Consider the following 14,407-nt stretch of genomic DNA (forward strand, 5'->3'; position numbering starts at 1 on the left):
TCGCCTCGTCGCTGGCGCGCAGGTACACCTCGCCGTCGGGCGCGGCCAGCTCGACGAGCAGTTTGAAGTCGAACGCACGGCGCCGGTAGGGGCCGCCCTGCGCCTGAACATCCCGACGGTGTTCGTCTCCGGCGGCCCGATGGAGGGCGGCACCGCGGTGCTCGTCGACGGCACCGTGCGCACCCGCCTGCACCTGGTCTCCGCGGTGTCCGACGCGGTCGCCGACTCGGTGTCCGATGCCGACATCGCCCGCATCGAAGAGGCCGCCTGCCCGACCTGCGGCTCATGCTCGGGGATGTTCACCGCGAACTCGATGAACTGCCTCACCGAGGCCCTGGGGCTGGCCCTACCGGGCAACGGCTCAGTGCTCGCCACCCACACCGCGCGCCGCGCCCTCTACGAGCAGGCCGGGCGCACGGTGGTGGACCTGGCTCACCGCTACTACGACTCCGGCGATGAGGGCGTGCTGCCGCGCGCCATCGCCTCGCGTGCGGCCTTCGACAACGCGATGGCGCTGGACCTGGCGATGGGCGGATCGACCAACACGGTGCTGCACCTGCTGGCCGCCGCGCACGAGGCCGGGCTGGACTACACGCTGGCCGACATCGAGCGCCGGTCCCGCGAGGTGCCCTGCCTGTGCAAGGTGGCCCCCAACGGCACTTACCTGATGGAGGACGTGCACCGGGCCGGCGGCATCCCGGCGATCCTCGGCGAGCTGCACCGCGCCGGGCACCTGCACGAGGACGTCCGCACCGTGCACGCCGACTCGCTCGCCGAGTGGCTCAAGACCTGGGACGTCCGCGGCGGCTCGCCCTCCCCCGAGGCGGTCGAGCTGTTCCACGCCGCGCCGGGCTGCCGCCGCTCGGCGGAGGCGTTCTCGCAGTCGGAGCGCTGGCACGACCTGGATCTGGACGCCGCGGGTGGCTGCATCCGCGACGTCGCCCACGCCTACTCGCCGGACGGCGGGCTGGCGGTGCTGCGCGGGAACCTGGCCGAGGACGGCTGTGTGGTCAAGACCGCGGGTGTGGACTCCTCGATCCTGACCTTCGCCGGGCGGGCGGTGGTGACCGAGTCGCAGGAGGAGGCCGCCGAGGCGATCCTGGCCGGGCGTGTGCAGCCCGGCGACGTCGTGGTGGTGCGGTACGAGGGCCCGCGCGGCGGCCCGGGGATGCAGGAGATGCTGTACCCGACGACGTACCTGAAGGCCCGCGGCCTCGGCAAGGAGTGCGCGCTGGTCACCGACGGCCGGTTCTCGGGCGGCTCCTCGGGCCTGTCGATCGGGCACGTCTCGCCGGAGGCCGCCGCGGGCGGCACGATAGCCCTGGTCGAGGACGGCGACCGGATCGTCATCGACATCCCCGCCCGCACGTTGCACCTCGACGTGCCCGACGAGGTGCTCGCCGAACGCCGGGCCCGCGCGAGTTTCCGGCCAAGCAACCGGAAGCGCACGGTGTCCACAGCGCTACGCGCCTACGCGGCGATGGCCATGTCCGCGGACAAGGGCGCGGTGCGGGAGGTGCCGGAGACGCTCTGAGCTCAGGGGGTGCGCCCGCCGCTGACGAGATCGGCCAGCGCGGGCCGCGTGACCACCGGCAAGCGGAACCCGGTGCAGTACCGGGCTCCGCCTCCCGCGCGACTCTCGCCCGCCCGCGCGTCACCGTCAGGTCAGGCCGCCGCGGCGAGGCCGGTGCGCAGCAGGCGGTGCAGGCGGATCTCCTCCTGGTCCAGCGACTCCTGCACCACCCACATCTGCGCGTCGTCCAGCTCACCCGCCGCCACAAGATCCGCCAGTGCGTGCCGCTTGGCCTCCAGCAGGCGGAGCCGGTGCCGCACCGACCCGTCACCGGGCTCCGCCTCCCGCGCGATCGCCGCCAGCCGTGCCACGACCTGGGCCGGCTGAGTGTCGCCGGGGTCGGCGGACAGGCGCGCCCAGCGGATCCACGCGGGCAGCGTCGCCCCCTGCACCAGCAGCGTCACCGCGATCACCACGAACGTGATCACCAGGATCTCGTTCCGGAACGGGAACGGCGCCCCGCCCAGCGTCACCGGCACCGACAGGGCCGCGGCCAGCGACACCGCGCCGCGCATCCCCGCCCAGCCCAGCACCACGCGCACGCGTGCCGGTGACCGCAGTGCGCGCTGGCGCGGGCGCCGGTCCACCAGCCGCAGCAGGTAGGGCGTGGTGAACACGAACGCCAGGCGCACCAGCAGCACGACCACGGCGACCACGACGCCCTGCCCCACCAGCACCAGCGCCTCCGACGGCGCGATCTCGGTGAACAGCCGCCGCATCTGCAGACCGGTCAGCACGAACAGGCCGCCGTTGACGACGAACGTGAGGATCTCCCAGAAGGCGTGCGCGGGAATCCGCCCCGCCCCGCCGACGACCCGGCGGCTGTGCCGGCTGATCCCCAGCGCCGCGACGACCACCGCCACCACCCCGGAGGCGTGCGCCGTCTCGGCCAGGACCGCCGCCGCGAAGGGCTGGGCCAGCGACACCGCGCCCAGCACGAGCGGATCCCGCACGCGCCGCAGCACCAGCACCGCGAGCCCGGCGACCGCCAGCCCGACGGCGGCGCCGGCCAGGTAGGACCAGCCCAGCCGCAGCGCCGCGCCGCCGAATGTGGTCAGCTGCCCGCCCGCCGTGCCGATCGCGATGCCCAGCAGCACCAGGGCGGTGCCGTCGTTGATCAGGCTTTCCCCGCGCAGCACGGTCATCCACCGGGCCGGCAGGGCGCGGGCGTACCCGGCGACGGCGCTGGCGTCGGTGGGCGCCAGGACGGCGCCCAGCACGAGCGCCGCGGCCCAGCTCATGCCGAACGCGTGTGCCGTGGCCGCGGCCGCCGCGGCGGTGAGGACCACGAGCGGCACGCCCAGCAGCAGCACCGGCCGCCAGTACCGGCGGATCTGCGCGAGCGAGGTCGAATAGCCCTCCCAGAACAGGATGACGGGCAGCAGCACCACGAGGACGAGCTCGGGCGGCAGCTCCGCGTGGGACGCGGTCGGCAGGAGCGCGAGGACCGCACCGGCGAGGAACATCAGGGTCGGCGCCGGCATGCGCAGCCGTCGTGCGGCGAGCTGGGCGCCCGCCACCGCGACCGCGATGAGCACCAGGAGTGCGTCGGTGTGCATGGTCAGCTCCTCAGCCCCAGCAGGTCCCGGGTCAGCGCGGCCAAGCCCGCCTGGAACTCCGGGTCGCGGGCCACCGCGCTGGGCTGGGCGACGGCCCCGTCGTCGAGGTACTGGCCGGTGTGCACGTCGGGCGAGAGCGCGGCGTGCACGACGTTGCGGGCGCCGTGGCCGACCGGGGCGCCGCCGATGCCGTACATGGCGTGCAGCAGGTCCGTGCTGATCACGCCCGGGCTGATGCTGACGATTTCGGGGCTGCCGGGCCGCCCGGCCAGCCAGAGCGCGTGCGCGACCATGGCGAGTTTCGAGCGGGCGTAGGCGGTGGTCGGGCTGTAGGGGTGCCGGTCGAGGTTGACGTCGTCGAGGTCGAAGCCGGCCGACAGGTGCGTGGCCGACGCGACGTGCACGACCCGGCCGCCCGCGGCCGTCAACGCCGGTGTCAGTCGTTCGGTGAGCAGGGCCGCGGCGAGGTAGTTGGTCTGCAGCGTGGCTTCGATGCCGTCCGCGCTCAGCCGTCGGCGGGCCGGGCCGGGGCGGCCGGCGTTGTTGATCAGGACGTCGACGCGGCCGGTGATTCCGGCGGCCAGGCGCTCGACGGCGGCGAGCTCGTCGAAGTCGGCGCTCAGGTAGTGCACCTCGGCCGCGCCGGCGGCGCGCAGCCCGTCGAGCAGGGACTGGACTTCGCCGGCCGGTTCGTGGCCGTGCACGATCAGGCGGCGGGCGGCCGGGGCGAGCAGGTGGGCGGCGGCCCGGCCGATGCCGCTGGTGGCGCCCGTGAGGACGATGGTGTCGCGGTTCATGGGTCCAGCAAAGCAAGATCCGGGGCGCCGCTGGGGCTCCTGCCCGGCCCGGTCCATCGGGGGACAAACCGGGCCACCCAACGAAAACGGGCCCCGCCCCTGGGCTGGGGCAGGGCCCGTCGCGGCGGGGGTCAGCGCACCGGCAGCTCGCGGTCTTCGCGCTCGGTGCTGTTCCAGTTGGCCAGCAGGCGCATCGAGGTTTCCGACGCGGAGCCGGGTTCGGTGGTGTAGACGAACAGGATCTGGTCCGGGTCGCCCGCGGGGTGGAGTGCCTGGTACTGCACGGTGAGGTCGCCGACGAGCGGGTGGTGGTAGCCCTTGGAGCCGGTGGTGCGCCGGTGCACCTTGTGGTCGGACCACCACTTCCGGAACTGTTCGGAGTGGATGGACAGCTCACCGATCAACGCCGACAGCTGCGGGTCGTCCGGGTAGCGGCCGGCGTCCAGGCGCAGCATGGCGACCGTGTCCGCGGCGACGGCCTCCCAGTCCTGGTACAGCTCGCGGGCGTGCGGGTCGAAGAACACGAACCGCGCCTGGTTGCGGTCGGCCGCGGGCAGCGCCCGGAACTCGGTGATCAGGGCGCCCGCGAGCCGGTTGTGGGCGAGCACGTCGAGCCGCCGCCCCAGCACGAACGCCGGCGAGTGCACCTCGTCCAGCATTTCGACCAGCCGCAGAGTGGCCGGGTCCACCCGCTGTGGCCGGGCGCGACGCTTGCGCACCGCGGGCTCGGGGCGGCCCAGGTCCATCAGGTGCTGGCGCTCGGCGTCGTTCAGCCGCAACGCGGTCGCCAGGGCGTCCAGCACCTCAGCCGAAGCGCTGCGACTGCGGCCCTGCTCCAGGCGGGTGTAGTAGTCCACGCTCACGCCGGCCAGCTGCGCCAGCTCCTCGCGCCGCAACCCGGGCACCCGCCGCCGCGCCGAGCCGTCCAGGCCCAGCTCCTCGGGGCTGCCCCGGGACCGGCAGGTCCGCAGGAACTCCGCCAGCTCGCTGCTCTTCATGCCGCTCATGGGTCCGATTCTGCCCGCCGCCGGCCACGGGGCGAGCGGTGAAGGTGGCCCATCTTGTCCCCCTGTCACGGGGAGCGCCCGCCGTACGGCATCCGCACCTTGCCGCACACGGCGTGCTGCAGCTGTCCACCACGGTGGATGGCGAAGCCCTGCATCAGCGAAACGCTCACTCCACGCATCGTGTGGTTCACCCAGCACGGCGACTCAACTTCGCGGGTCCACCAGCACAAGCCCGGCACGCCCTGCGCCTGCCCGCGCACCGAACAGTGGTGCACCGACAACCGACCCGATGTACGACGAGGACCGCGAGCAACCCCGCTCGCGGTCCTCATCGCACAACGAGCGCACCGCACTGGAGCCGTGCTCAACCACGAGGGCATCGCCGACACCGCCAGGTCGTCCTATCGGACAGTGCTCCCGCTCAGACCATCACGGAGCGCGTCTCGAGAAAACCCTCCAGGCCGTACGTGCCGTACTCACGGCCGATTCCCGACTGTTTGAATCCGCCGAAGGGCGAGATCGGCTCGTAGCCTCCGTTGATCGAGACACGACCGGCCTCGATGCGCGAGGCGATGCGCCTGGCGCGCTCCTGGTCGGCGGAGAAGACGTACGCGTGCAGCCCGTAGTCGGTGTCGTTCGCGATCTCGACGGCGTGGTCGTCGTCGGTGTACCCGAGGATCGAGAGCACCGGGCCGAAGATCTCCTCACGGGCAATCGTCATGTCGTTGGTCACGTCCGCGAACAGGGTCGGACGCACGAAATAGCCGTCCGACAGGCCCTCGGGCTTGCCCGGACCGCCCGCGAGCAGCCGCGCGCCCTCCTCGATTCCGCGCGCGATGTACCCCTGCACTCGCTCCCACTGCTTCTGGCTCACCATGGGACCGATCGCGGTCGCCGGGTCGGCCGGATCTCCGACCGGGAAGCCGGCCAGCTGCTCGACGGCGACCTTGAGCGCCTCGTCATACCGCGACTCCGGGACGAGGATCCGGGTGCCCGCGACGCACGCCTGGCTGCTGTTCACGAACCCGGAGGACAGGGCACCGAACATGGCGGTGCTCATGTCGACATCGTCGAGGATGATCGATGGGGACTTGCCACCGAGCTCCAGCGTGAGGTTCTTCATCAGGTCCGCGGACTCGCGGAAGATCGCCTTGCCCACCGGGGTCGAACCGGTGAAGGAGATCTTGGGGACGTCGGGGTGACGGGTGATCGTGGTTCCGACCACGTCACCGCGGCCCGTCACGATGTTGAAGACGCCGGCCGGGAGACCGGCTTCGTGAAGCGCCTCCGTCATGGCCCGGGTCTGGGTCGCGCTCATCTCGCTAGGCTTCATGACGACCGTGTTCCCGCCGGCGAGCGCGGTCGCCATCTTGTCGGCGATGAAGAACATGTCAGAGTTCCAGGGCATGATCAGGCCGGCGACGCCGACGGGCACCATCTCGACCGTCGCTTGCCCCACCTGCCGGGTGAACGCGAAGGCCTCCAGGGTCTTGATCATGTCCGCGAACGCGCCGATAGCGCTGTCCACCATCCACTCGTTGCGCACGGGTGCTCCGTACTCGAGGCGAACGGCTTCGAGCAGCTCCTCACGCCTGGCGGTGACCGCGGATTGAAGACGACGCAGCGCGTCGATCCGCTCCTCACGAGTCGTCGTCGACCAGGCCGGCAGAGCGGCTTTGGCGGCGGCGATCGCGGCCCGGGCGTCAACCTCGTCCGCGAGCTGGACCTGACCGATGACCTGGCCGGTCGCCGGGTTGAACAGGTCGAACAGCTCAGTTCCGTGCGGAGTGACGAACTCGCCGTTGATGTAGACCTCGTCGATCAGATTCGTTCCCACGTATTGCCTCCTGTTGTTGGTCGCCCGAGCCGGGTCAGGTCTGGACGACCGCTCGTTCCGCGCGGTGGAGTGCGTCACCGGGGAGGTGAGACGTGAGCCGGTACCCGGTCCTCCTCCGGAGGAGGCGGGCCTCGCCCTCGGGCTTCGCCGGGCGGTGAGATGCGCACTCCTGCGCGCATTTCCATGTAACCCCGACGAGCCTCGGTGGGAAATCACGATCCTCTTCCGCTCTTGCACGATTCTGCAAGCCAAGGCGGAGGGGCATCACCTACGACGAGGACGGACGGCGTGAAGGGCGGTCGGCGAGGCTGCGGCCGCCTGCGACTCTGCGGTGCTTATGGGAGCGCGACCCGCGCAGGCTGGGGGCCCGCATGGCGGAATCTGGCCGCATCCGTGCTCGGCGACGAACCGAACTGGCGGCGGTACTCGCGACTGAACTGCGAGACGCTGCCGTATCCGACACGGTGAGCGACGCCGGTCACATCGTGGGGTTCGTTCAGCAGCATCAGTCGTGCGGCCTGCAGCCTGACGTGCTTCTGGAACTGGATCGGGCTCATGGAGGTGACGGCCTGGAAGTTGCGGTGGAACGCCGACACGCTCGTGCTGGCCATCTGCGCGAGGTCCTCGACGCGGAACGTCCGCTGGTAGTTCTCCCGGATCCACTGGGCGGCGCGCGCGATCTGGTTCAGGCTGCTGTCCGCGAGGCCGAGCTGGCGGACGACCTCGCCCTGTTGACCCGTCATCAGGCGCCAGAGGATCTCGCGCTTGTACACGGGGAACAACGCCCGGCGATCCTGCGGCCGGTCCAGTAGGCGCAGAAGCCTGACAATCGCGTCGAGCAGGTCGGCGGAAGTCGTTCCGACGACCATTCCCGTCTGCACCGGGCCACTCGTGCGCGGCAGGTCCCCGGGGCCGGCGGTCAGGAGGAGCTCCGCGATCGCCGCGGGTTCGAGAGTCAGGCCGAATCCCAAAGTCGGGTTCTCCCGCGTCGAGTCGAACACGTGGCCCGTCACCGGCAGGTTGACGGGGGCGACGAGATACTGGCCCGCTCGGTACTCGTAGACGCGATTGGCCACGGCCAGTCGTTTGCCACCCTGGGCGATGACGGCGAGAACCGTGCCGGACATCGACGTGCTGGGCGCGACCGTGTCGTCGATCCTGCAGATCCTCACCCCGTCAAGAGGCGTTGACAGATCGGGGCGCGCGTGCCGGCGAAGCAGATCGGTGAACTCGAGCTCCAGCGCGGTTCCCATGACGACATGTTAGTCGCAGTCACCCTGAGCAGGGTACGAGGATTGTGCAAATCGGTCGAGAATCCTCTTCCGCGCGCCTGCCGCGCGCATGGCGCGAGTGTCGTCAGGACGGCGCCGACCCCCGTTCGAGGCGCGTGCAGCAGTCGACGCTGATCGACCCCGGCCGAACGCCCTCCTTTTCGCAGAGCCCGGCCACCCCGCGGTGCCCCTCCCCCTCGGACAGGTCGCCCCGCCCATGAGCACGTGGACACCGAGGTCACTGCTTTGCAACTCGCTGGTCGATCTGCCGCCTGGTATCCGGCGGAGTCGCACTCGTTTCACTTCGCCAGATCAGCCGCGCCGCCTCTCAGTCAGTCCTGCTGCCGCTTCACGCGGAGCAGCTCGCCGAAACCCATTCGGGTGAGGTACCCCTGAGTCTCGCCGAGGATCTCGTTGGCCGCCTCGACACCCGCCTGCCTGTAGCCGACAACCGTACGAAAGGATTACTCACCGGCGGCCTCCAGCCCGGGCGCAAGGGGCGGGTCGGTTTTGACCGGGTACCGGCCCTGGGTCAGGAGCAGATCCGGAAACGTCACGCCCACGGCGTGGACGTCGATGACGACGTCCACCCGCGCCGGGGAGAAGGCGAGGCCGTCGGTCTCGAGTACCCCGGGCCCGGTCGGCTCCCTGACGAGCAGGGCACGGACTCGGTCCCCGTCGTTACGTCTCCTCATCCGGCACGAGCAATTCCCCTGAAATCCTGCCCGTCCGCGAAACAGCGGATCTTCATCCGAAAACGACAAGAGAACCGCGCTGCCCTTGGCGGATTGTCAAACGCCACTGTGCCCACTGCGAGACCGTCACTCGAATCGCGCCGCCCGCCGGCACCGCCCGACCACCTCGCCGAACGGCACGATCGCGGGCACGCATTGTTCTCGACGTTCGGTGCAGGCTGCTGCGCCGGACGCACGATCATGACCAACCGACGACGAGCGACACGAGCCCGCCGCCGGATGCCGCCCGTAGCGTGCCCGATAACGCTGGACGAGCCGTTGCGTGCTCGAAAAATCCCCATCGGTGGGCCTGTTCCACCGCGTAGCGGCTCGCCGAGCCGCCGATCGTGTGCAGGGCACGGCTGTACGTGTTGCGCGGCGCCGATCAGCACCTGGGTGAGCAAAAAGGACTCCCCCGCGCGCGCAAGAGCTCGGTTCCCGCTGCGGAATCCGTGGCGAGCTGCTCGGCGAAGAAGGCCGCGGCGTCGAGCAGGCCACACCCGGTCCGCTCGGACAGCGGCACTCGCAACTCGAAGCGCAGCGGCCGGGTGACGACGTCGTGCAGTAGTGCCGAAAGCTGCGCCTCCAGCTGTGCGCGCGGCAGCTTGATGACGAACTCCGCCGCGTCCGTTGACCACGCGACCGTGCTGGCTTGGAACGGCGAGAACATCGCCGGCCACTCCGGGTGCGTCTCCACCTCGTTCCGGCCGCGCGATACCCGGGCAGTCGGTCAGTGGCGGCACCTCGAGCGTGACAGGTCAGAGATCCGAACCTCGCGCGCGCACTGCGCGTCGCGTTCAACCGGGCATCGAGGCTCGCGCACCGAAAGCCGGTGGGGCACATAGATGTCGCTGACGGTGCGGTGCGCTTCCTCGCGGTCGGCCGTCCGCATCCGGCGGAACCGCGTATCTGGGCACCGGGCAGGCGCTGAGTACACCGAGCTGTTGCGTGCGCCCGATCCCCCGGCTGCGCGCACGGCTGTGCGCGCAGCCATCGAGTTGATTCAGGCGCACCCGGAGCGGAATCTGACCGAGGCCGAGCTGGCCGAGGCCGTCGGCGCCACCGCCCGCGTGCTGCGGGGCTTCCGGCAGGTCATGGGCACATCGCCTGGCGCCCACCTGCGCGCCGTGCGACTGCCCCGGGTGCGTGAGGTACTGATGGTGGGCGGCGCGGGCACCAACGTCACCGACGTCGCGACGAGGTGAGGCCCTTCCACGTCAGCCGGTTCGCCCACCGGTACCGCACCCGGTTCGTCGGGGTGCCGTTGGAACCCCGCGCAGCGGGAAGTAACACGCGTACACGATCGACTTCCGGCCCGCCACCTCGACCGGGGACAAGCGGCCGACAACGGCCCCCTTCAGCACCCCGGGCGGTCCCGCGCGGCGTCGCGGGCGAGTGCGGCTGCTCGGCGGTCCTCGAAGCGCGAGGCCTGCGCGTCGAGTCCCTTGAGGAATGCCGCGAGCTCGTCGCGGGCGGTCTCGCCTACCTGGCCCAGGCCTTCCAGCTCGAAGACCTTCCAGTACCGCAGCAGCGGCATCACCACGTCGTCGTGGTGGATGCGCAGGTCGTAGATTCCGGCCTTGGCGATCAGCGCGGCCTTGCGCGCGAAGCTCGGGATGACCGCGCCGGGCATCGCGAAGTCGAGCACCTCGTCGGTGATGGCGCGCATCATCGCGTCCGGCGTGATCTCCAGCGCCGCCTTGACCAGGTTGCGGTAGAACACCATGTGCAGGTTCTCGTCCGTGGAGACCCGGGCCAGCAGTTTCTCCGCGAGCGGGTCCTGGGTGTAGCGGCCGGTGTTGCGGTGCGACAGCCGCGTCGCGAGTTCCTGGAACGACACGTAGGCGCACACCCGCAGCAGCGGCTTGTCCCCGCTGTCGTAGCCCGCCTGCATGGTCTCCATGCGCATGCGCTCCAGCTCGACCGGGTCGACCGCGCGCGTCACCAGGAGGTAGTCGCGGATGCAGATACCGTGCCTGCCCTCCTCCGCGGTCCAGCGGTGCACCCAGGTCCCCCACGCCCCGTCCCGGCCGAACGCGCGCTCGATCTCCCGGTGGTAGCTGGGCAGGTTGTCCTCGGTCAGCAGGTTGACCTCGAGGGCGGTCCGCGCCACCGGCGACACCCGCGACTGCTCCGGGTCCCACGCCTCGCCGCCCAGATCCGCGAAGTTCCGGCCCTCGCTCCACGGCACGAACTCGTGCGGCATCCAGTCCTGGGCCGCCGCGAGGTGCCGGTTGAGGTTCTCTTCGACCGTCCCCTCGAGCTCGTGCATCAGGCGGGTGGTGTCGGGAAGCGTCATGCGCACGTCCTTCGGGAACCGGGGCAGGAACCTACGAATCCGTAACTTACGGTCCCGTAGGTACTGTCAACGCGCGAGCGCCCCGAGGGGTTCCCGACGACCGTCGATCCCGCCGTCTTGCCGGATGCAACATTTCGTGTTTCAGTTGCATCCGGCGTCGCGACGAGGCGGCACCGGCCGGAAGGAATTCCCATGCGCAGCCCGATTCGGCACCGCCTGCTCGCCGTCGCCGCCGCGACCCTCCTCGCCGTCACCGGCTGGAGTGGCGTTGCCCGGGCCGGCACCTACGCGCCGGTGGACCGGCCAGGACCGGAGTTGACCGCGCCCCGCCTGGCGGACAGCCTCGACTGCACCGCCGACGTCCGCAACGCCACGCGCGAACCGGTCCTGCTCACACCCGCCACGACCGTCGACAGCGAACAGAACTTCGGCTTCACCTACGAGCGGCTGTTCCGCCGGCTCGGTATCCCGTACTGCACGTCGGATTCGGCGGTGGATCGCTACAACATGGGCGACATGCAGGTACGGGCCCAGTACGTCACCTACGCCATCCGGGAGATGTACAAGCTCGCCGGGCGCCCCATCGCCGTGATGGGACACAGCCAGGGCGGGATGATCATGCGCTGGTCGCTGCGGTTCTGGCCCGACACGCGACACATGGTCGACGACGTGATCGGGATGGCGGGCACCAACCACGGCTCGGTGGTCGTCCCCGCGTTGTGCGTCCCCGACTGCGCTCCGGCGCTGTGGCAGCAGCGAGCGAGCTCGGAGTTCGTGCAGGCACTCAACTCCGGCCAGGAGACCTTCCCCGGCATCAGCTACACCGAGATCTATTCGCGCACGGACGAGTTCGTGCAGCCCAACCTGGACGACACCGGCACCTCCTCCCTGCACGGGGGCGGCGGGAACATCACCAACGTCGCCGTCCAGGAGGTCTGCCCGCTGGCCGTCCCCGAACACCTGCTCATCGGCACCCTGGACCCCGTCACGTCGGCGCTGGCGATCGACGCGCTGACCCACCCCGGCCCGGCGGACCCCGGCCGGATCGAGCGGTCGGTCTGCGGCCGCCTGCTGATGCCCGGCGCGCACCCGGTGACCGGCCCGCTCACCTTCGCGACGCTGACCGCGCAGGTCTCGGCGCAACTGACGGTCGCCGCGCACCGGGTGCCGTCCGAACCCGCACTCGCCTGCTACGTCACCGCCCGCTGCCCATGACGGCACCGACGAGCCGACCCGATCGCGAGAGCGCCCTGCACCTGGCAGTGCGGACGTTCAACGCGCGGCAGCGGGTGGAGGTCAACGACCTCGCCAAGGCGCTCGGCGTCAACCGGGTGACCGTCTACCGCTGGCTGGGCGACCGGGACGCGATCCTCGCCGAGGTGGTGTGGCGGCTCGGCGAACGGACGATGCTCGACGCGTACGCCTCGGCGGACGGGACCGGGGGCACGCGCATCGCGAACGCCATGTCGGCGTTCGTCCGGCAAACGCTCGCGCATGCCGGCATGCGGCACTTCCTCACCACCGAAACCGAGACGGCGCTGCGCGTCCTCACCCGCGGCGGGCACACCTTCCAGCCCCGGCTCGTCGCACTGGTCGAGACGCTGCTGAACAAGGAGCGCGAGGCGGGTGCTCTGTCCGTGATGGACATCGACCTGCACGACCTGGCCTACCTGTGTGTCCGCGTCGGCGAATCGTTCGTCTACACCGACGCCATCACCGGCGAACCCCCGGACCCGGACCGCGCCGAACGGGCACTGCACTACCTGCTCCGCTAGCTCGGAGTCCGTCACGCGCGCGCTGGCCCGGTGGAGCGGCGTGGGATGAGGGTGGGTGTGGCGACGAGCGTGCGGGGCTGCTCGCCGCGGGTGGCTTCCGTGAGCAGGTCCAGCGCGCCGGCCGCGATCTGTCCGAACGGGACGCGCACGGTGGTCAGCGGCACGGGCAGGCGGCTGACGATGGGGATGTCGTTGTAGCCCACGATCGACAGGTCCTCGGGCACGCGCAGCCCGAGCGCGTGGGCGGCGGCCATCACGCCGATGGCGGTGTTGTCGTTGACGGCGAAGATCGCGCTCGGCCGGTCCGGCCGGTCCAGCAGGTCGCGCCCGGCTATCTCCCCGGACTCGATGGAGAAGGCGTCCCCGGCGACCAGCCGGTCGTCGAAGCCGATCCCGGCCTGGTCGAGGGCTTCGCGGTAGCCGGCGAGCCGTTCCTGGGCGCTGGAGGCGTAGCCGGGGCCACCGACCAGCCCGATGCGCCGGTGCCCGAGGTCGAGCAGGTGCCGGACGGCCAGGTGCGCCCCGAGCCGGTCGTCGCCGACGGCGGCCGGGCCGATGCCGTCGGTGCGCAGGGCGAGCGCGTGCGGCACGTCGCGGGCGGTGGGGGTGCCCAGCCGCGCGGTGGTGAGGATCAGCCCGTCGACGCGGCGGCGCACCAGGGTCTGCACGGCGAGCCGTTCGGTGTCGGGCTTGTCCTCGGTGGTGGCGACGATCGCGAACATCCCCCGGCTCCCCGAGGCTGCGGCGATCTCCTCGTAGAGCATCGCCATCACGGTGTCGGTGAGCCGCGGCACGATCACGCCCACCGTGTTGGTGCCCGACCGGCGCAGCCCGGAGGCCAGCGGGTCGCGCACGTAGCCGAGCTCGGCGGCCACCCGCCGCACCCGTTCGGCGGTGGGGCTGCTGGAGCGCGGCAGCCGCTCGTCCAGGACGCGGGACACGGTGGACTTGCTGACCCCGGCGGCCCGGGCAACGTCGAGGATGGTCACCACGGGGGCAAGGCTACTGGTCGGCGAGGACTTTCCGGACTCACCGTTGACGGCGGAAGGCACGTGACGCATTCTATGGGAACGTTCCCGCAACCGTTCCCGGACATCTGATGAGAAGGAGCACTTCGAGATGACACTGGACCTCCGTGGCCTCAACCCCGCGCCGGTCACCCCGTTCACCCCGGACGGCGAGGTCGACCACGCCGCGATGGCGAAGCTGGGCACCTGGCTGGCCGGGCACGACGGCGTGAAGAGCCTGGTGATCCTGGGCCACGCGGGCGAGGGCACCTTCCTCACCCAGGAGGAGCAGGTCGCCACCATCGCCAACCTGGCCGAAGCCGTGGACATCCCGGTGATCGCCGGGATCACCGGCGAGGGCACCGCGGTCGCGGTCGCCGAGGCCAAACGCGCCGTCGCGGCAGGCGCCAAGGCCGGGCTGGTCTACCCCTCACACGGCTGGCTGCGCTTCGGTGCGCAGCTCGCCCGCGGTCGGGTAGGTCTGCTGCCCGTCGATCTCGACCACCTGGACGCCGTTGACCTGGCCGAGCGTGTCGTAGGTCGGGCCG

The 14,407-nt window shown here is 71.1% G+C and carries 13 protein-coding genes and 1 pseudogene; 5 read left to right on the plus strand and 9 right to left on the minus strand.

The genetic code is table 11. The features are described 5' to 3' along the window. Positions 1-1,534, plus strand: a 1,534-nt coding sequence (ilvD, locus tag ABZ215_RS40390; protein ID WP_354955988.1) for a dihydroxy-acid dehydratase, incomplete at its 5' end; no start/stop codon positions are given. Between the two features lie 131 nt (positions 1,535-1,665). Here ilvD and ABZ215_RS40395 read toward each other — a convergent pair. The 7 genes and pseudogenes from ABZ215_RS40395 to ABZ215_RS40425 form a co-directional block, all read right to left on the minus strand. Further along, on the minus strand, positions 1,666-3,132 hold the full coding sequence (locus ABZ215_RS40395) for a Na+/H+ antiporter (protein WP_354955990.1): 1,467 nt from the start codon (positions 3,130-3,132) through the stop codon (positions 1,666-1,668). A gap of 2 nt (positions 3,133-3,134) precedes the next feature. Continuing rightward, complete coding sequence (locus ABZ215_RS40400; protein WP_354955992.1) at positions 3,135-3,929, minus strand: SDR family NAD(P)-dependent oxidoreductase; 795 nt, start codon at positions 3,927-3,929, stop codon at positions 3,135-3,137. A gap of 131 nt (positions 3,930-4,060) precedes the next feature. Further along, positions 4,061-4,927: a helix-turn-helix transcriptional regulator gene (locus ABZ215_RS40405; RefSeq protein WP_354956010.1), complete on the minus strand. Its 867-nt coding sequence runs from the start codon at positions 4,925-4,927 to the stop codon at positions 4,061-4,063. Positions 4,928-5,357: 430 nt separating this feature from the next. Further along, a complete protein-coding gene (locus ABZ215_RS40410; protein ID WP_354955994.1) occupies positions 5,358-6,773 on the minus strand; it encodes an aldehyde dehydrogenase family protein in 1,416 nt (471 codons plus the stop codon). A 335-nt stretch (positions 6,774-7,108) separates the two neighbouring features. Continuing rightward, positions 7,109-8,026 carry an AraC family transcriptional regulator gene (locus ABZ215_RS40415; RefSeq protein ID WP_020415959.1) on the minus strand — a complete coding sequence of 306 codons (918 nt, stop codon included), beginning with the start codon at positions 8,024-8,026 and terminating at the stop codon, positions 7,109-7,111. Between the two features lie 482 nt (positions 8,027-8,508). Beyond that, entirely contained in the window at positions 8,509-8,739 is a 231-nt protein-coding gene (locus tag ABZ215_RS40420; protein ID WP_354955996.1) for a hypothetical protein, read from the minus strand. Between the two features lie 424 nt (positions 8,740-9,163). Continuing rightward, positions 9,164-9,490: pseudogene (locus ABZ215_RS40425) on the minus strand (hypothetical protein); the annotation flags it as partial. Between the two features lie 268 nt (positions 9,491-9,758). Here ABZ215_RS40425 and ABZ215_RS40430 point away from each other — a divergent pair. Continuing rightward, the gene (locus tag ABZ215_RS40430; RefSeq protein WP_354955998.1) at positions 9,759-9,983 is read left to right on the plus strand and encodes an AraC family transcriptional regulator; all 225 of its coding nucleotides are present in this window, start codon (positions 9,759-9,761) and stop codon (positions 9,981-9,983) included. A gap of 152 nt (positions 9,984-10,135) precedes the next feature. Here the strand turns inward: ABZ215_RS40430 and ABZ215_RS40435 are convergent, their stop codons facing one another. Continuing rightward, positions 10,136-11,077: an acyl-ACP desaturase gene (locus tag ABZ215_RS40435; RefSeq protein ID WP_354956000.1), complete on the minus strand. Its 942-nt coding sequence runs from the start codon at positions 11,075-11,077 to the stop codon at positions 10,136-10,138. 192 nt (positions 11,078-11,269) lie between these two features. On the opposite strand from ABZ215_RS40435, the gene ABZ215_RS40440 reads away from it, so the two are divergent. Both ABZ215_RS40440 and ABZ215_RS40445 read left to right on the plus strand, forming a co-directional pair. Further along, positions 11,270-12,292: a lipase gene (locus ABZ215_RS40440; protein ID WP_354956002.1), complete on the plus strand. Its 1,023-nt coding sequence runs from the start codon at positions 11,270-11,272 to the stop codon at positions 12,290-12,292. Continuing rightward, on the plus strand, positions 12,289-12,852 hold the full coding sequence (locus tag ABZ215_RS40445) for a QsdR family transcriptional regulator (RefSeq protein ID WP_354956004.1): 564 nt from the start codon (positions 12,289-12,291) through the stop codon (positions 12,850-12,852). Before ABZ215_RS40440 ends, ABZ215_RS40445 begins: the two co-directional genes overlap by 4 nt. An 11-nt stretch (positions 12,853-12,863) precedes the next feature. Here the strand turns inward: ABZ215_RS40445 and ABZ215_RS40450 are convergent, their stop codons facing one another. Beyond that, positions 12,864-13,844: a LacI family DNA-binding transcriptional regulator gene (locus tag ABZ215_RS40450; RefSeq protein WP_354956006.1), complete on the minus strand. Its 981-nt coding sequence runs from the start codon at positions 13,842-13,844 to the stop codon at positions 12,864-12,866. A gap of 127 nt (positions 13,845-13,971) precedes the next feature. Between ABZ215_RS40450 and ABZ215_RS40455 the strand changes: the two genes are divergently transcribed. Continuing rightward, on the plus strand, positions 13,972-14,407 hold a 436-nt coding region (locus tag ABZ215_RS40455), incomplete at its 3' end, for a dihydrodipicolinate synthase family protein (protein WP_354956008.1).

This window comes from Amycolatopsis sp. NPDC006131 (genome assembly GCF_040614175.1).
Classification (GTDB): domain Bacteria; phylum Actinomycetota; class Actinomycetes; order Mycobacteriales; family Pseudonocardiaceae; genus Amycolatopsis_E; species Amycolatopsis_E tucumanensis.